Origin of the sequence: Streptomyces sp. NPDC046985, assembly GCF_040644415.1 — a bacterium.
Classification (GTDB): Bacteria; Actinomycetota; Actinomycetes; order Streptomycetales; family Streptomycetaceae; genus Streptomyces.
This window is the reverse complement of the sequence record NZ_JBEYWK010000037.1, coordinates 16001-32876: the sequence shown is the minus strand read 5'-3', so window position 1 is coordinate 32876 and position 16876 is coordinate 16001. Positions and strand designations below refer to the sequence as shown.

11 protein-coding genes and 4 pseudogenes are annotated in these 16876 nt (G+C 67.6%); 6 read left to right on the top strand and 9 right to left on the bottom strand.

Annotated elements, in window-relative coordinates; translation table 11 throughout:
* Window positions 1-1213: 1213 nt before the first annotated feature.
* The 3 genes from ABZ861_RS30780 to ABZ861_RS30770 all read left to right on the top strand — a co-directional run bounded on the left by ABZ861_RS30780 (window position 1214) and on the right by ABZ861_RS30770 (window position 5880).
* Window positions 1214-2032, top strand: a complete 819-nt coding sequence (locus tag ABZ861_RS30780; RefSeq protein WP_361637097.1) for a TnsA-like heteromeric transposase endonuclease subunit — start codon at window positions 1214-1216, stop codon at window positions 2030-2032.
* An 8-nt stretch (window positions 2033-2040) separates the two neighbouring features.
* Complete coding sequence (locus ABZ861_RS30775; RefSeq protein WP_361637094.1) at window positions 2041-3387, top strand: hypothetical protein; 1347 nt, start codon at window positions 2041-2043, stop codon at window positions 3385-3387.
* A gap of 126 nt (window positions 3388-3513) precedes the next feature.
* Complete coding sequence (locus ABZ861_RS30770; protein ID WP_361637091.1) at window positions 3514-5880, top strand: endonuclease domain-containing protein; 2367 nt, start codon at window positions 3514-3516, stop codon at window positions 5878-5880.
* Window positions 5881-6056: 176 nt separating this feature from the next.
* Here the strand turns inward: ABZ861_RS30770 and ABZ861_RS30765 are convergent.
* Together ABZ861_RS30765 and ABZ861_RS30760 are read right to left on the bottom strand one after the other, a co-directional pair.
* Window positions 6057-7108: pseudogene (locus tag ABZ861_RS30765) on the bottom strand (DUF6119 family protein).
* Window positions 7109-7151: 43 nt separating this feature from the next.
* Window positions 7152-7448: pseudogene (locus ABZ861_RS30760) on the bottom strand (DUF6119 family protein); the annotation flags it as partial.
* A 170-nt stretch (window positions 7449-7618) separates the two neighbouring features.
* On the opposite strand from ABZ861_RS30760, the pseudogene ABZ861_RS30755 reads away from it, so the two are divergent.
* Window positions 7619-8465 (top strand): annotated as a pseudogene (locus ABZ861_RS30755) (IS5 family transposase).
* On the opposite strand, the gene ABZ861_RS30750 reads toward ABZ861_RS30755, so the two are convergent.
* The 5 genes from ABZ861_RS30750 to ABZ861_RS30730 all read right to left on the bottom strand — a co-directional run bounded on the left by ABZ861_RS30750 (window position 8462) and on the right by ABZ861_RS30730 (window position 12450).
* Complete coding sequence (locus ABZ861_RS30750; protein ID WP_361637088.1) at window positions 8462-8797, bottom strand: hypothetical protein; 336 nt, start codon at window positions 8795-8797, stop codon at window positions 8462-8464. The pseudogene ABZ861_RS30755 and the gene ABZ861_RS30750 overlap by 4 nt on opposite strands.
* Before the next feature lie 353 nt (window positions 8798-9150).
* A complete protein-coding gene (locus ABZ861_RS30745) occupies window positions 9151-9549 on the bottom strand; it encodes a hypothetical protein (RefSeq protein ID WP_361637085.1) in 399 nt (132 codons plus the stop codon).
* Between the two features lie 103 nt (window positions 9550-9652).
* Window positions 9653-10516, bottom strand: a complete 864-nt coding sequence (locus ABZ861_RS30740; RefSeq protein WP_361637082.1) for a nucleotidyltransferase domain-containing protein — start codon at window positions 10514-10516, stop codon at window positions 9653-9655.
* A 49-nt stretch (window positions 10517-10565) separates the two neighbouring features.
* Window positions 10566-11066, bottom strand: coding sequence for a hypothetical protein (locus tag ABZ861_RS30735; RefSeq protein WP_361637079.1), 501 nt, complete (start codon window positions 11064-11066; stop codon window positions 10566-10568).
* A 52-nt stretch (window positions 11067-11118) separates the two neighbouring features.
* Window positions 11119-12450, bottom strand: coding sequence for a helix-turn-helix domain-containing protein (locus ABZ861_RS30730; protein WP_361637076.1), 1332 nt, complete (start codon window positions 12448-12450; stop codon window positions 11119-11121).
* A 581-nt stretch (window positions 12451-13031) separates the two neighbouring features.
* Between ABZ861_RS30730 and ABZ861_RS30725 the strand changes: the two genes are divergently transcribed.
* The gene (locus ABZ861_RS30725; protein ID WP_361637073.1) at window positions 13032-14072 is read left to right on the top strand and encodes a helix-turn-helix transcriptional regulator; all 1041 of its coding nucleotides are present in this window, start codon (window positions 13032-13034) and stop codon (window positions 14070-14072) included.
* A gap of 145 nt (window positions 14073-14217) precedes the next feature.
* On the opposite strand, the gene ABZ861_RS30720 is transcribed toward ABZ861_RS30725, so the two are convergent.
* The gene (locus ABZ861_RS30720) at window positions 14218-14640 is read right to left on the bottom strand and encodes a hypothetical protein (protein ID WP_361637071.1); all 423 of its coding nucleotides are present in this window, start codon (window positions 14638-14640) and stop codon (window positions 14218-14220) included.
* A gap of 478 nt (window positions 14641-15118) precedes the next feature.
* Here ABZ861_RS30720 and ABZ861_RS30715 point away from each other — a divergent pair.
* A pseudogene (locus ABZ861_RS30715) lies at window positions 15119-15327 on the top strand (helicase associated domain-containing protein); the annotation flags it as partial.
* Window positions 15328-15818: 491 nt separating this feature from the next.
* Here the strand turns inward: ABZ861_RS30715 and ABZ861_RS30710 are convergent.
* On the bottom strand, window positions 15819-16217 hold the full coding sequence (locus tag ABZ861_RS30710) for a hypothetical protein (protein ID WP_361637069.1): 399 nt from the start codon (window positions 16215-16217) through the stop codon (window positions 15819-15821).
* Between the last annotated feature and the right edge of the window lie 659 nt (window positions 16218-16876).

The window sequence follows — 16876 nt, the reverse complement described above, 5'->3', positions numbered from 1 at the left end:
GATCAACAAAAGAGCACGTCACAAGAGATGACAGCGACAACGGACACATGGCCTCACGGTGAGAATCCCGCTGGACATCGAGATGAGACTCAGCACGTAGGCGGCGCGGACGTGTCCTTGCGGCTCGGCGTGTCCCTCTTCCCATGCGTGGAGTGTGGCGGGGCTGATGCCGATCGCGTGGGCTACTGCATCAGCGGTGAGGGCGAGATTGGTACGCAGCCTGCTGCGTTCGGCGGGCTCGGGCAGAGGACAGCGGGTGGCGAGGAGGTCGTCGATCGCGGGATATCTGCTCATCGTCTGTCTTTTCTCGACATGGCGCGCGGCGGGAATGAGAGGAAAGCAGCAAGTGCTGGCGGCGTTGGCGGTGCCGTCCCTCTCCGGTCCGTCAACCGGAAGCCCTTGCCGGCGCCGCTCGCCAGGACTCATCGGCGTTGCTGGTCCACGAGACCGGATCAATGTCGGTGCAAGAGGCGCTTGCCGAGGGCCCAGGTGGCGCGCGGCAGGCGAGCGCGGTCAGCCATCGCTATACGAACCTGAATGCGGACCGGCACGGATGGTGTGCCGGACACGTCTCGAACCTAGAGCGGGCTCGCAGGGCGACGTGATTCTTTCAGTCATTTGTTCCCATGTGTTGCCTAGATGCAACGCGCGTAGCACGCGGTGGTCCGCCGTCCGCCGGTAGCCGACGAGACCTGACTGGAAGTCCGGCGCGCTGTTGGCCACCGGCAGGACGCCCCACCCCGCCTTGGCGTTCAAAGTGTCATCAGCGCAGGTTAGAGCGCACTTCTGACGGGCAAAGGCGGGAGCTCTGATTCGCGTCCTTGCGCAGGAGAGGGGCACTGTAGAGGCAGGGTCTGACAATGCGTCGGTACGGCCGATGCGGCGGATATGGCGCGAAGTTTCGGCTACCGCCCGGTATCCCAGCCAGACGCTGCATGCGCTGCCGGAAGGGTGCGCCAGGATGCGCCTATGAGTCCCACCCCGCCAATCCTGCCCACCTTCCGGGCGGCGACAGCGCTCCCACCGGCTACGGCTCTGGAGCCGCTCCGTTTCCGCCTCTTGCAGCCGCGCGCCTTGCCGGTGTGAGCGTGGCGTACGCGCCACAGCGCGCCGTCGCGGATCCGACTGGCGTCCCCACGGCAGGTTCCCAAACCCCTGCCCTGCCTTCCGAGTAGCACCTATCAACATTTTTATGCATATATGATAGTTGTTCGTGATCCCTCTGTCCTTAGAAGTGCACCAGCAGACTGATCCCCCGCCGCCACTGAGCATCGGCCGTCGCTTCACTGATCCGGCACACATGACCGCACGGTTCGTCCGCCCTGACGGCACCGAGTACGAACTGCCCTGGCTGGAGACGGCTGGAGAACAGCGGCTGGAGGAGTGCCTGCCGGTACGGCGGTTCCCTGTCTGCAAGGGGCGGTTCCCTGTCTGCAAGGGGCGGCGCTCGGCGCCGGGCTGGTATTGGTCCTCGACCGACAGGTGCCTGGCGCACCACGGGTCCAAGGCCATACGCACGCAGCTCATGATGCTGGACCACGATCCGGTGGTGACGGCTCTGGCCTGCCGACCGGTGGAGCTGTCGTGGCACGGCCGGGGCGGCAGGGCGGTGTCGCACGCGCCGCACCTGATGGCACGTCTGGCGGATGGCAGCGGACTGCTGGTGGACTATGCGAGCCGGTTCGGGGCGGGGCGGCGACTGGTTTGGCGGGCCGCCCACCTGGAAAAGGCTGCGGCTACCGCAGGCTGGCACTACCGTCTGATCGGACCGCCGCAGCCCGTGGTGGAGGCCAACGTGCGCTGGCTCGCCGGCTACCGGCATCAGCGGTATGCGCAGGACCGGTTACCGGGGGTGGCCCAGTGTTTCCGGACACCGACGGCGCTGGCCGAGGGGGTGCGGCTGCTGGGTGATCCGGTCGCGGTGTGGCCGTCGGTGTTCCATGCACTGTGGGTGGGCGTGCTGAGCGTGCCGCTTCAGCGCCCGCTGCACGAACGGAGCGTCGCGGTGGCATGCGCGGAGGACGGGCGGTGAGCCGGCCCATGCTCAGGCCCGGCACTGTCGTGCGGTACGGCGGCCGGGAATGGACCGTCGCGGGTATCGAGGCATCCTCTACGTCCGATGCGCGGATCTGGCTGTCCGGGACGGAGAAGAAGGACGAGCAGGACACGCTGGCGGTGTTCGGGCTGGCGGAGTTGCTCAGCGATGCGTCGTTCGAGCCGGTGGGCGGTCCGCCGCGTCTGCGGGTGCCGCAGATGGGCCTGCTGCCGACGGTGTCCGAGGGCGAGCAGTGGCGTGCGTTTGAACTGGAGCGGCACGTCCGTGAGGTGGAGACGGGGTGTCCCGCCCCGGACGGCACGGCGTCGGTGAGACCTGAGTATGATCCCGCGTCCACCACTCTGGCCCCGCGTGAGCAAGCGAAAGCCGATGAACTGGCCGCGCAGGGCTGGTCGGACGTGAGCCGGGCGACGGTGCGCAGGTGGCGGGCCGCGTGCGAGAGCCTGGGGATCTCGCTGCAGCCGTTTCCTCCGGCCAACGGACCGGCCAAGGGACATGTGGAGAGGCCGTTCGGTTCGATCAATTCGCTGTTCTGCCAATGGCTGCCCGGTTACACCGGTTCGAACGTGAGTGAGCGCGGCTCCAGGGTCGAGCAGGAGCCGCTGTGGACCATGGCCGAACTCCAGGCTTTGTGGGAGGAGTTCCTCGTGTACGGGCACCACCGCCCGCACGCGGGGCTGCGGCATCCTCTGATGCCGAAGAAGGCTCTCACCCCGAACCAGATGTGGGCGGCACTGCTGCCCGTCGCCGGGTACGTGCCGGTGCCTTTGTCGTCGGACGACTTCGTGGAGCTACTGCCGGTGCGCTGGCAGCCGATCACCGATGCCGGTATCCGGTTCGGCTACCGCACCTACGACGGCAGCTGCCTCAACGGCCACCGCGGGCAGGACTCCGGGGTGCGGGCGCAAAAGGGCCTGTGGGAGGTGCACTACAACCCTTACGACCCGGTCCGGATCTGGGTGCGACTGCCGGAGGGTTTCCGCGAGGTGGCGTGGATCCACACCACCTCGGTCGCCCTCCCGTTCACGCACCACGTCTGGGAACACATCTGCAAGGTGGTCGAGCGCACCGGCTCGCGTGAGGAGTACGAGGCCGAACTGGCCCTGCTGGCCCACCACCGGCCCGGAACGCTGGTACGCCACGCCGCCTACATCCATCTGCGCACCGGCGGCGTGATGGCCAGTCTCTCCCTCCTCGTCAGGGAGGCAGCGATCCGCTCCATCCTGGACGGAAGCCTCGCGATCACGAAGAAACATCTGTCGCAGGTGCTCCTCGACGTCCAGGCCACGAACGCGGCGCGCGCCACTCTGCGGCAACGCCCCGGCATCTGACCGGCACGGTGGAAGGCCCCACCCGGCCCTCCCGGCGCGGGGCCGCCCTGCAGTCCCCCTTCCTGTGCCGACGTGGCGCTGGTCCATGGCCGCGCCCCCTGCCCTGCGCCGCCCTCAACGCCCCACATGCAAAGGACGATGCCAGTGCAATCCTCCGCCTCCACGTTTGTTCGAATCCCACCCGTGGCCGGAGAACTGCCCGGCTCCTGGTTCCGCAGGACGGCCGCCCCTTACGGTATGCCCGCGCAGGACTTGCTGCGGGGCATCCTGGGCGGCACGCACCGGGCGAAGGTGACGGGCACTCCGGGCACCGGCCTGGAACTGTTCCTCAACACACCCGCACGAACGGCCCTTATCCGCTCCACCGGTCATCACCTGCCTCAGCTCACCCGCCTGCTGCCCGCTCTCGCCGCCCCGCACGAGCGAGTCACGGACGACGAGAACCTGCGGGCGGCCTGGTACACGCCGGGCGAGGCGTGGGCGGGGGCCTGTCCCCCGTGCACCGGGCGGGCCGGACGGCCGGTGCTGGTGTATCCGGGAACGGCCGGGCACGTCTGCCGGCGTCACCGCCGCTGGCTCCTCGCGCATCCCGGGAGGCCGGCGAGCATTCCGCTGGAGACCCTGCCCGAGGTCCTCGCGGCTCACCGCCATCACTCCGTTCTCGCCCGGTCCCGTCCGGATGCGGCGGACGTGGTGGCCCTCGCCGCGACGGTGGTGTGGTCGTGGCAGGTACAGGGGTGGAGATCCGAGCCGGTCTGGCAGGACCGTGTACGCCGGCTGGCCGCGGTCACGGGATCCGTGCCGACGGCCGTGGTGCCGCATGCGCCGGTGTCCTACCCAGAGACGATCGCCGTGGCCCGGCTGCTTGGCGCTCCGCGCTGGCAGCAGCGGCCGCGCGAGACCGCCGCAGTCGAAGGGGCAGGCGCCGCAACGGAGTTGCTTCTCGGGGAAATCAGCCGCCGGGCCGGCAGGCCGTGGCTCGCAGCCTGGCTGACCGCCTGGACCCGCACCCGGCCAAGAAGAGCCGCACAAGCCGATCCCCTCAACGGATGGCTGCGCCGGCTCACCGCTGCGGACGGCCCCGGAAGCGACGGCCTATGGACGGTACACCGGGCGGCCGTACGGCCTACCGAGTACGGCGACCGCGCCAGCTTCCTCACCGACCGCCGTTCCCGCAGCATCTGCGAAGAAGCCGGGGCAGTCTTCCTGACCCGTGGCTGGGAACCGGTGCCTGCACCGCCGGCCCGGGCCGGCGCCCTGCCCGTGACATCTCCCCCAGCAAGGCAGTGCCGCCCCGTCGGCCTGCTCGGTGACTCGCCCGTTGTCCCTGTCCCTATCAGTGATCTCAAGGAGCTGTGTCTCATGTGGCTTTCACTCCAGACAGCACACCAAAGGCTTGCCGACCTCACCCATCACACGACGGTCCCCGCGTACCTGGATCATGTGAACCGCTACACGTTCGCCGCTGCCAGCCACGTGCTCATCGGTGATACGGCCGTGCCCGGCTACAAGCACCGGCAGCAATGGCGCTTCCTCGACCGGGACATCCAGAAGTCCGGCAAGCGGCTCGCCGGACTCGGGGTCGACCCCGGCGACCTGGTCGACGCCGGCCTGGAGGACAGCGAGTCACACACCTGGCGCTCTCGCGTCCGGCAGTGGATCTCTCAGGCAACCTATGAGTCCGAGCTTCCCCAGGTGCGGGGCCCCGGTGTCCTACCTGAGGGTTTCACCGGGCAGCAGCTGCCCGAAGCTTTCACTCGGCGGACCATCGCGAGCACCCGGCCGCTGCCGCTGATGGTCTGGTCAGGGAAGGAGTGGCTGGTTCCTCGCGCCTATGCCGCTGTGCTGGACCGGGCCGAGGAGATCGAGGCCGGCCTCGCGGCGCAGGACGACGTGTGCAGCGGCTGCGGAGCACCGGCCGGCCGCGAGCAGTGGCGTTCTTCGAGCGCCACGGGATTCGTCGTCCTGTGCCCATCGTGCGCTGCCCAGGCCTCCAGGCCCTATACCGGCCATCTGCGAGGCCGCCTGTACACGAAGGGGTTCGCCAAACGCTCTCCCGCCGAGGTTTTCCTGTGCCGGATGTGTCCCGAACCCCGGCGGGCCCTGTATTGGGACCACTGCCATTCCCACGGTCTGTTCCGCGGGCCGTTGTGCGTGAAGTGCAACAACTCCGAGGGCGCTCATAGGTTCATCGACCGTCCCGGAGGGGTCGAGCACCTTCTGCAGTGCACGGACTGCCGCGCTCAGCGGACCCTCCCCCTCCAGCACCACGCCGACATCATCCGCCGCTTTGCCGTATTCGAACCGCACGCGGCATGTACGCACGAGCTGTCCTGGAGGTGGTTCTACGTCGAGGACGACGGATCGGTCGTGGCCCGGTTCCGGTGCTATCAGCATCAGCCGGAGCTTGGATGGTCCGTCACCGTCCCATCGGACGAAGTGAAGCTTCTGGTACGCCGGTTCGTCGACGAAGCCATCGGCTCCGGGCTGTAGCGGGGCGCCGGGCGTGTCGTCCTCGGCCGCCACCAGAGACGACATGCCCGCTGAGACGAACCGCCTCAAGCGCAGAGGCCAAAGCGCCGTTACGGGTGCCGAGGTTCTTCGACCACACCCCAATGCACGCCAGTTGGCTCTGGTACAGCCTTCGTACCGGTGAGGCTCTCCTTGGTTCAGCGGTGGATGGCGACGACTTCGACCTCCGCGTTCATCGCGCGCAGCCGTCTGACTGCTTGGAGCAGTGAGACCTGGGCGAAGGCGAAGAGCGAGTCGACGCGGATGTCCTGGCCGTCCTTGAGGAGGATCCCGAAGACTGCCCGGAGTGTTCCGAAGTCATGGAGCAGGCGGTGGTCCGGCGTGTGCGCGGCCACCTGTTCAAGGAATTTGGTCCGTATTTCGATGTCGCTGCGCAGCGTCTCGACGGCGACCACGCCCTGGGCGAAGAGGTGGTTGAGGGGGCTGTGCTGGCGGGTGCCTTCTTGATGCAGATCAGCTGGTTCCCGGGGCCGAGGGCGTCGCAGATCTCCAGTCCCCCGCCCTTGAACTTCTCCGTGACGATGTCCTTCTTGTCGAACAGGAGATACCCGTCGGGCTTCGCGGCTTGCTGGTTGAACCAGTCCTCGTCGTGAGAGTCGTGGCCTTTGGAGTTGGGCGGGCCCTTGGGCCATGGCGGCAGGGTGATTGTCTGTGGCTGTGTGAACAGGGCGGTGAGTTCTTCCTCCAGGGTCTCGAGGAAGCCGGCCTCGACCTCGAACCATTTGCCGTTGCCGTAGAACAGGCGATCGGTGCCCATCGTGATGTCGGCGATGAGCCACTCTTTTCCGTTGGTGGTGACGCTGGCCGGTGTCTGGTAGTCGTCGTCGCTGAACATGGTGACCCGTATGTCGCCGAGGGCCTTAAGCCGTTCGCCCTCAGGCTTGTCCTGTATGAGCTGCAGCAGGTGGTGCAGTTCGAGATCGCTGGCCCCGATCGTGCGGGCGCCTCGTCTGGCGCGGAACGCCTGGGCCGAGCTGTAGCTTTCCTGGCATGAGCCGGGGACCCCGATGGTCAGGCGGGGACTGTCCGGGTCGGTGAGGTGCGTTTCCAGGATCTTCTGGGCCTGCACGGCCTTGTGGCTGCGGTTGTCGAGGGTGTGGACCCTGCTGACAAAACGCAGTTGCGGCAGCGGATCGGGCTTCGCGCATACGTCCTCGATCGCCCGGAGGTCGCTCAGGAACTGTTCCACGGTGGTGGCTGGCCAGGGGGAGCTTGATGGTGGCCTGTGAGCACTCGACGCGGATCTGTCGTGTCCTGCCGGTCTCCAGGGAGGTCATCGACAGTCCGCTGACGGTGCCGCAGATGCGGCGGACGACGGCGCCGAAGCGGTCCAGGCCGAAGTCGTCAATCCGCTCGCCCCTCGACGCTGAGTACTCGTCGACCCGGCCTCTGCCGTCCATGATCTGGTTGCGGATTTTTATGACTCCATCGTCGTTGAAACAGCGGGTCGCGAACTCCAGTCCGAACTCGTCGTCGCGGAAGTCGGCGCGCTCTCGGGGAACACCTCCGGTGATCAGCAGGCCTTCCATCCCCGGGCGGGTGAACTCCTTGGTCTGGTAGTCCTCATCGTCGAGGTATCTCTCGCGGACGAACGTGCGCAGTTCCGTGGCAGTGCCCCTGGGGGGCTTGAGCCGGTGGAGGGTGGACTTAGAACTATCAACGAAATGATCTTTGGCGTGGTTGGATCACTCTGGGACTGATGATCCGGGGGTGTGGGGTGGCGCGGCCGAAGCCGTGGGATGTCGATGACGAGCTGTGGGCGGTGATCGAGCCGTTGTTGCCCAAGGTGGAGCGTCGGGCTCGGCGCCCAGGGCGTAAGCGGCATCCGGACCGGCTGGTGTTCCAGGGGATCCTGTTCGTGCTGCACACCGGGATCGCCTGAGAACACCTTCCGCGGGAACTCGGCTTCGGCTCCGGCATGACCTGCGGGCGCCGCCTGGCCGAATGGGCCGCGGCGGGGGTGTGGCCACGGCTGCACGAGGTCCTCCTCGCCAAGCTCCGCGGCGCTGACGCCCTGGACTTCTCCCGCGCGGCGGTCGACGGCTCCCACATCCGCGCGTTAAAGGGGGAAGGGGGCTCCAAGACGGGACGAAGCCCTGTTGACCGGGGCAGGACGGGCAGCAAACACCACCTGGTCACCGACGCGACCGGCATCCCGCTCGCCGCTACCTTGACCGGCGGCAATCGCAACGACGTCACCCAACTGATCCCCCTGCTGGAGGCAGTACCACCAGTGCGGGGCAAGCGCGGCCGGCCTCGGCGCCGCCCGGATGTGGTGCTCGGCGACCGTGGGCTACGACCATGACAAGTACCGCCGCCTGGTCTAGGAGCTCGGCGCGAAGCCGCAGATCGCCCGACGGGGCACCGAACACGGTTCCGGGCTCGGCACCCAACGCTGGGTCGTGGAGCGCGCGTTCGCTCACCTGCACTGGTTCCGCCGCCTGCGGATCCGCTGGGAGATCCGCGACGACATCCACGAAGCCTTTCTCAGCCTCGCTTGCAGCATCATCTGCCGGCGACGGCTGAAGAAGCTCCGGCCGCGCTAACTGTCGCCGTCCTGGGTGGCCCTGAAGCCGCGATCCTGGATCACTGGGAACACGTGCTGCGTGGTGGCAATCCAGGCATCGATCTCGGCATGGGACGACCTGATGGCGGTGATCAGCGCCTCGATCACGTCCAGCTTCGGCTTACCGAGGTTCCGGCTGAGCTCGTCCATCGACACCTCTTGGTATGACATGACCAGCTGCCACCAGAACCGCATGAGGAAGCGGCATTCCCGCGAGTCCCGGTCGTCTGCGAGGCGATCATGAATGACCCCCTGGACGCGCCGCCGCTGCTCGTCATCACGAAAGCCGGTGTTGAGGTCAGTCAGGGTCACGTCCGGACACTAGCAACCGCGTTCGTTCACGCCTTCCGGAGTGGATCTCAAGACCGCGTGGGGCATTCCGCTAGAGGTTCTCAAGGGTGGCGGATCGAGGTGTGCGGGTACTGGCCAAGACTGCCTCCGCGCGCGAAGCGGTTGAAGACACCACGAAAGCAGACAGGGTTCCGTCTTCACCACCGGACAGTTCTATCCGGCTCAGGGGAATGCCGGACAGCGGAATCTGCACTGCCACCACCCTGCGTCACCGGACCAGCCTGGACCATCTGCCGGGGAAATTCCCCTCTCATACCCCTGTCGAGGAAAGGGGCCCGTTGTCTTCGGCCACTCGGTGTTCGGGCCGGGGCGGTTCACGGTGTCCAGGAGATTCCCTGCCCGCGACCGCGGATCGCGCGCCACTGCGGCACCGGGACCCGGCTTTCTGCCGTGCGGAGCCATCGGCCGTGGAGGGCATGGTGAATGACGTCGTCGAGAACGTGCCAGTCGGCTTGGTGCCCGCAGCGAACGCACGTATTCGGGTTGAAGCTGCGCCCCCGCTGCCAGGCGGGCCGGTCGTGCAGTTGCGCAGCCAGGTCCATGGTGTCGCTGGTGGGGTCGGCCAGGATCCGGCGTGCCACATCGACGGCTTCGGGAAAGTCGGTCGTGGTGAACTCGCCGCCGTCCGGCCGGTGCGAAGGCAGCAGACCGAACACCCATCGCAAGGGCATCGAGCACTGCCGGCACGGCATGTCGCATGCGAACACGTCCACCCGCAACGTACTCACCCGGCACCGCCTCCTCCCCCCTCACCCTGGCACACTCCGGTCCACGTTCTGCGGGCGGCCCTGAAGCTTCCCCGGCATGGGTGCTGCATCACCGGCGGGTGGGCAGGGCAGAGCGGTCCTGGACGGTGATGTGGAGGGTGTGCAGGCGCTGGGTCCGTGTGGGGCGTACGACCTCGAACCAGTCGGTGCCCTCCTGCAGGTGGTGGGAGATGCCGCGATGGTGGCTCCAGCCGAATCCGATGCCGGTCTGCCATGCGGTGCCGCTGTAGCGGCTGCCGATGACCGGTTCCCCGTGCAGGTAGACGGAGTCGAGGGGGCGGGAGGCGGCTTCTAGATGGGCGAGGACGGCTGCTGCTGCGCGGCGTAGCGGGCTGGTGTCGCTCCAGCGGGTGAGGGCTTCGAGGGCTGCGGGATGGGCGGGTTCAGCGTCGGGGAGCTGGAGTTGGCGGATGGTGGCCGCCTTGCGGTCGACGAGGTCGGCGAGATCGATGCGGACCAGGCGCGGGACCCAGCGGTCGATGCCGTCGAAGGCTTCGATCATGTGGTCGCGTGGGGCACGGCCTGCCTCGGGGTCGGAGGTGATGGCGGCGAGCCGGGTGCGGGCGGTGTCGACGGGTTCGCCGCGGGTCCACAGCAAGGTCAGTTCGAAGCCTTCCGCTTCGAGGGTCTTGCGTTCGCGGAAGTGGATCTGCAGGCCGCGGCTGTTGCCTTTCAGGGCACGTTTCATCGAGGCGGAGGGGTCGCGGCCGTAGGACAGGGCGTGGAGGAACTCGGAGGTGAGGCGGTCGTCGGTGCGGTGCTCCACGACCAGGTCGACGTCTGAGGGGTTCAGTGCGCCGCGTGCGTAGGAACCGAAGACGAGGATCTCGTCGACGAGATCCAGCGGCCATCCTCCCTCCTCCAGCCGGTCGAGCATGTCGTTCAGAAGCGTGGTGGCGCGCTCGCGTTTCACGGAAAACCGCCGCTGGTCGTCGGGTACCGGTTGGCTTGGGCGTGTGGTGTCAGCCGGTCTGCCGCGGGGTGGCAGGGGTCCGGGAGATGATCGTGCTGAGGGTCCCGGTGTAGGTGGTGCCCAGTTCGGTCACAGTCCCGGGGAAGGGGCCCGGGCCGTGGCGCAGGGCGCTGACGTAGTTCTCGGGCAGGACCACACGGTCGCCGACCTCGAGTGTGCCGGGGCCGTTCCAGCGGTATCCGTAGCCGTCGACGGTGACGGCCTGGTGGCCGTCGACTTCGAAGCGGCTGTTCTTGGCGTCGAGTTCTTCCCGCAGGGTCCGTATCTGGTGCTCAAGGTGTTCGACCTGCGCGGTCTCGGCCCGCTGTCTCCACTCCCTTTCCTGCGCCCGGCCGGCCTGAAGGCCCTGCTCATAGGCCTCCACGAGGGCTTTTTCGTGGTCGGTGGTGTGCAGTTTGCAAGCGAAGCCCGGACCGGAGAACTGCGCACGGCAGGGGCCGCCGGACTTGGTGGGGCGTCCGCAGGGCCGGTGATGTACCTCTTCGAACACGGGGGTTCCTCACATCGCGGTGGTGTGACGGCAGGGATGTGCCGGTGGCGTGCTACAGGGTGGTCGGCAGCGAGTTCACCGGCTGGGAGATGGCCTGCGGGATGCAGGCGGGGGCGGTGTGGCCTGCCTGGACGCAGGCCAGGGTGAGGAGTTGGAGGTAGCCGAGGGAGACCGGGCGTCCGGGGAGCTTGCCGGTCGCCTGTTCGAAGCGCTGGAGTGTGGCGGGCTTGATGTCCAGGTGGCCGGCGGCGTCGTGGAGATCGAGTCCTGCGGCTTCGCGGGCTTCCCGGAGGGGTTCGGCGTTGTCGTGCCAGATCTGCGGTGCCCTCTCGGTGGCGTCCCGGGCAACGGCTGCGCGGGCCGTGGCGAGGGCAGCCTGGATTCGGTCGGTACGGGGGCCGAGCAGGAACCGGGCCAGCCGGGCAGCGTCGGCCTCGCGGTCGACACCCTCGCTCCAGGCCTGAGAGGCCTCTTCGTACACGCGACCTCGGGCCGTGGCGCAGTCCTCGCGCTCGTCGGCGCCTGCGCCGTAGCCGCGGTGCCGGTCGCTGGTGCAGGGCAGCGTGCTGTCCTTCGCGAGGTCCATGCCGCGGAACCCGTCGTCGGTCTCGATCCCGTCGACGACGTCCCGGATCTGCCGGCGTTCCTGCGGGGAGAGGACGCTCGCGAGGGCTTCGGCTGCGGCCTGGGCTTCGGGCCGGCCGGCGGGCTCGAAGCTGCCGCCCCAGGCGTGGGATGCGTGCTCTCCCTCCGCCTTCTGGAAGGCCACGTCGATGGCTTCGAAGGTGTGCGGGCTCCAGGCGTGCATCATCAGGATGATTTCCTGCAAGGCGCGCTGAGCAGCCGGCTCCGCCTCCGGGACGGCACCGCTGCTGTGGCGGCGCCGGATTCCGCTCATCCAGTCGGTGAAGGCCTCCGGCCGACGGGAGTTGGACGGTTGTGCGTTCGCGAACCAGCGCGCTGCCCTCACCACGCAGGCGTGCGCGTGCTGGATGGCGGCGTACCAGCCGAACAGCGCCTCGCGGTAGTCATCCACATGCCGGTCCTCGGCAAAGGTGCCGGTCTTGGTGCGGCAGTGCTGCGGGCATTGCGCCGCGCTCACCCGGTACAGGGCGGCACGGGTCTCGGGGAACGTCAGCAGGGCGGTATCCAGGTGCTCGTACTTGGGGCCGCGGTCGCGGCGCTTTTCCAGCCCGTGCTCGAGGAAGACCTGGAAGCGGGGTTCCTCACGCCAGTGGGCCGCAGCACTGCGGACGCGCACGTCGCCCTGCCACGCTCCCGTCGCGATGACCTCCCGCAGCGCCGAGGCCACGTCCCGGCGCAGGGCCGCACCCAAGGCGATCAGGACCGGCAGGCACTGGGGATCGTTCCCCAACGCCGACATCACCAGATTGACGTCATCGTGACGGTGAAGATGACGCTGGAACACGAACTACCCCCATTGACGCAGCAGACCCCGGCCCTGGCTCCCCGCAGGGACGTGAAGCGCAGTGCCCTCATCCTGCACCAGGGCTCGGACATCCGGCCCGCAGTCTGCTGGGCTGCCCAACTGAGCGTCATGCGGAGGCCGAAGTAACAGCCCTGTCCGCGGCGCGCGGAGGCTGAAGAGCACACGCAGGCTTTCCCCACCGGGTTGCCGACCACCGGACGTCGGCAGTTCTTCTCGTCAGATAGCCGGCACGTGGCCTGCCTGGTTCGGATTGGCACGTGCCGAGATTCCCTTTCTCCCTGCACACTGCACCGTGTCCGCGGCGCCCTCGGGAGAGCGCCGGACAGCGACATCCCCCTCTCCCGTCCTGCGCGCGCTGAGATTCAGGTCCAGCCCCTGCCCGAGATTCTGTGCCCGCTCGGTGTTCCGGTCGGCAGCCGGCCGTCCCTGTCCTGCACCACAACCGACATCAAATGAGCACTCAATGAGTGCTAACCTCGATGGAGATTGCCTGTCGGACACGCGAAGGGACGAGCATGGCCAAGGAATCGGCGAACAACGCGGTGAAGCGGCGCCGTGCCCAGCTGAACCTCACACAGCAGGAGACGGCTCGGCGCGCTGACGTATCTTTGGCGACCTGGCGGCGCTTCGAGAACAGCGCAGACAGTACCGGCGCACTGGACGGGTTCCGGGCGGACAACCTGCAGGGATTCGCCCGGGCACTGAAGCTCAGCGTCACAGCGCTGAGGCAACTGACTGATGCCGAGGCCACTCCGGAGGCCGAAGATCGCGTCGAGATCGACCAGTCGGTCAGCGATGTCGTGCAGTTGTTCAACAGGTCTTTCACCGGTGAGCCGCTCACTCCGGCAGACGCCATGGCCCTGGCCAACACCGTCGACTTCTCCGATTTCGCCCCCACCCGGGACGGCAAGCTGCACCTGGACACCTCGTTCAACTACGAGTTCGCCGCCTACCTGAAAGGCGAGGCGACAATCCGGGACGTCGGCCTCCTGCGCGAGCTGCCTGAACTGGCCCTCAGCCAGGTCAACAACCACTGGCTGGTGCGCATGGGTGAGCGCATCATGCGGATCGGCAGCGAACTGGGGAAAGGGCGTGTCCCGCGTCCTCAGTGCCTGGCCGACGAGTACGCCCTGTGGATCGTCATCCAGAACACCGACCCGCCTCAGATCGGCGACGTCCTTGACATGTTCCCCGGACTTCGGAACGCGGATGACGTGTTCGGCTACGACCCCGATGCCGACGAACCCGATGACGAGCACGCGATCCGGGAGGGCTGGATGAACCGCATGGTGGGCGGCCTCCTCCCGCCGGACGAAAGTCACGGCCACCGGCGGTATGACCTGACACTCATGGAGGCGTACGGACAAGGCGTCTACGACCCCAGCGACCCCCGTCACCCTCTTCGCTGGTTCGACCGGGACGACCTGCGTGAACGGTGCACATCCGAGCTGGCCTTCGTCAGACTTCCGAAAGAGGAACAGGAGGCACGGACCGCCGAAGCACTCAACCGCATGTCGGAATTGCTGCGACCGGGAACAGCTCACAACTCCCACTGACCACAGCGGTTCGCCCAGGCCACACCCCCGGGTGCCGCTCCTCTTCTCCGCCCCACCGGGCAGTCCAAACCAGGCTACGGCAGGCGGGTGCACCACGGACGGCGGCGCCCACTGCGTGGGCATAGCCGCTGTTTCCCGCCTAGGCTTAGGGTGTCGGGCTCGGTGATCTCAGGATCGGGTTCCAGGCGGACCAGCCCAGGTTTCCGGCGCCCAGTTCCCACGGGGACTCCAGCAGCAGTCTCCGGGTTGCCTCAAGGTCCGCGGTCACGGGAGCAGGAGCGGAACCGATACGGGTCATCAAGTCGCCTCGCGCGTGCCAGAACTCCTCGTCCTCGCCGCGCAGTCGGCGTATCGCCGCGTCCACGCAGGCAGGCCATTTCGGCATACCGTAGTGATCGTCGTGGGTCCCGATCCGGGCAGCGCCAGCGAAGACGAGGAAGTCGTCCGCCGGCAGGATCTTCTCGAAGTGCCTGGACATGTCGATGCGCTGTTTCACCTGCTTCTTGATCTCCCCGAGGAATCCCCAGCCGAAGTCCGTCAGGGTCCCCTCGTATCCCGGCCAGACCATGTCCCGGTCCAGGACCAGGTCCTCCAGCTCGTAGAGACGGAACTGGTCGTCGGAGCCCAGGACGTCGAGGCCTGCCGGGTGAGCCAGGTGTTGCGGGCGAACATCGTCCTGTCACGCAATGCCTTGCGACGGCTGGTCGGCCGAGAGGCGTGCGCGTCCTCGATCGGACCGTTGCGCCACAATATTGAGCAGATCCAAGAAAACTGCAGGCCAAATGACCTAAGTCGACGCAATGCGAAACATTACCCCTTAGTAGATCTCAGCGCGTCCGCCTCACCAAACCGAGCAACGCCCAGGTCAGCCTCGAAGGACTGCTCACTTCGAGGAGGGCCGCAACACCTCGCCTCCCACCGACCAACGCCAGACCAACATCCTTCAAGCACTCCGCGACCGCCGACCCGACCTACACCAAGCCACTTTCGACACCCCCTCCTGAACCCAGCCCCGCACCCCGCCCTGCTGACACTCCCACTCACCGGCCCTCAACTACGAGGTCGCCAAGCAGCCTTCGAGCGCGAGGGGCACCTGCGGGCGCCGAGGAAGCACGTCGAACGGATCGTCGGCGAGGACCAGGAGGAGCGGGAGCTCCGGCTCGGGGCGTGGATCGGGAACAAGCGCAGCCGGGCCGCGACGCTGTCCCCTGAGCGGATGGAGCAGCTGTCCACGATCGGGATGCGGTGGGCGTGACGGGCGTCGTCGTCACCGCGGCCGTCGCGCTCGCGGCCGGCTATCCACTCGGGCATCTGGGCCCGTGGCAGCGCTTGGACGACCGGGCGGCCGATGAGGTCCGCCTCACCGGAGCATGGGTCCGGGGCGGCGCCGTGCGGCAGGTCGTCGTCGTCCTGGTCCACGTCGTCACCGCGCCACGGACCAGATGGCGCATGATGCGGGCCCCGGCCACCGAGACGCGGGTGCCGGCGCCACAGGGCGGCGATCTGGTTCTTGGCGAGGGCCTTGCTGCGGTCCGGCGGTGCTGGCCGCCGCTCGATGCCGATCGTCGGGCCACCGTCGATCAAGCCCTGGCGCTGCCACCAGCCGATCTCCTTGCGCGCGATGGACAGCTCCCGGTTGACGGTGTCGGCGTCCGTCTCGTCGGCCCGCGCCGCCGTCAGCTCGGCCAGCACTTCCGGCAGCGCCGGATCGTCGATCGCGGCGACGGGGACGACGGGCGTCTTTGGTCAGGTGAGGGTCAGGTACACATGGGCGTCTGAGCCGTTGTGCCATCCGCTGATCAGCTTGGGGCTGTGCTCGCGGGTGGAACACCAGGCCCAGCTGTGACCCCACTGGTCACCGATGGCCACGTACCCGGACGCGCACTTGCCGTCGGTCTTGTTGTCCCAGAGCCACAGCGCGACGCTGCTCTGGCGGCGCCCCCCGGAGGTTCGGTGACATTCGACGTACCGAAGTCCGGCAGCATTGTGATGAACGTGGATCTCCTTGGTCGGCTCGCATGATTGGGCCGACACCGATGCGGTCGCCGACGTATCGGCGCGCTGCGTCGCGGCAACCGCCGAGCCTGCCGCGGTCATTCCCAGGGCCAGTACGAACCCCCCGATGGTGGCGGCTGAGCGGCGCACGATTGTCCTCCCCATGACATGTCCCTTCGCCTGGTGCGGGTGCGGATCGATAGCACGGGCCACGGGGACGTTGCGCTCGATTCCCCTCGTGACCTCGCGTTGAACGCGCGTGTATCACAAGAAGACTGTCTTCATCCCTTCTTGGCGTCAATGAAGCATGAGTAAGCGTTTTACGATGTTCGAAATATTTGCGCCACTCAAGAGAATCCCATCCGACTTCGCGGTGAAGATCCAGGAAGGCGCCGCCGCGACCAGACGCCAGACACCCTGGACCGTCTCCCTCATGCACGGTGCGTCAGCCGTTCTGCCGCGGTTCGAGGGCCTAGAGGAAGGGCGTCCCAGCCGGTGCGCTCCACCGGCTGCCACCGAGCAGGCCGGCGCCGTCTGGTGTCTTATCCGAGGTGTAGGAGTAGCGGATGCGCCAGAGTTCCGCGTGAGCCGTACCTGAGACGAGGCATAGGGGCCCTTGGGCGGGGCCTGGCCGGTTTGCTCCATGAACTGGGCAGTTCTTGCGGTGTAGCCGAGCGGCCGTTGCCCCTCAGCTCCCACCCATCCGTCCTTGGGGCCGAAGTCGTCCTGGATCTTCAGGCCTGCTCGCTCCTTCTCCGTGTCGGCCACGGTCTTCCCGTAGTCCGAGCTGACCGTGTAGCCCATCTTCG

Coding starts and splice junctions, on each gene's coding strand:
- ABZ861_RS30725 (WP_361637073.1), top strand. CDS start 13,032: ATGGCCAAGGAATCGGCGAACAACGCGGTGAAGCGGCGCCGTGCCCAG.
- ABZ861_RS30770 (WP_361637091.1), top strand. CDS start 3,514: ATGCAAAGGACGATGCCAGTGCAATCCTCCGCCTCCACGTTTGTTCGA.
- ABZ861_RS30720 (WP_361637071.1), bottom strand. CDS start 14,640: ATGGTCTGGCCGGGATACGAGGGGACCCTGACGGACTTCGGCTGGGGA.
- ABZ861_RS30775 (WP_361637094.1), top strand. CDS start 2,041: ATGCTCAGGCCCGGCACTGTCGTGCGGTACGGCGGCCGGGAATGGACC.
- ABZ861_RS30730 (WP_361637076.1), bottom strand. CDS start 12,450: ATGTCGGCGTTGGGGAACGATCCCCAGTGCCTGCCGGTCCTGATCGCC.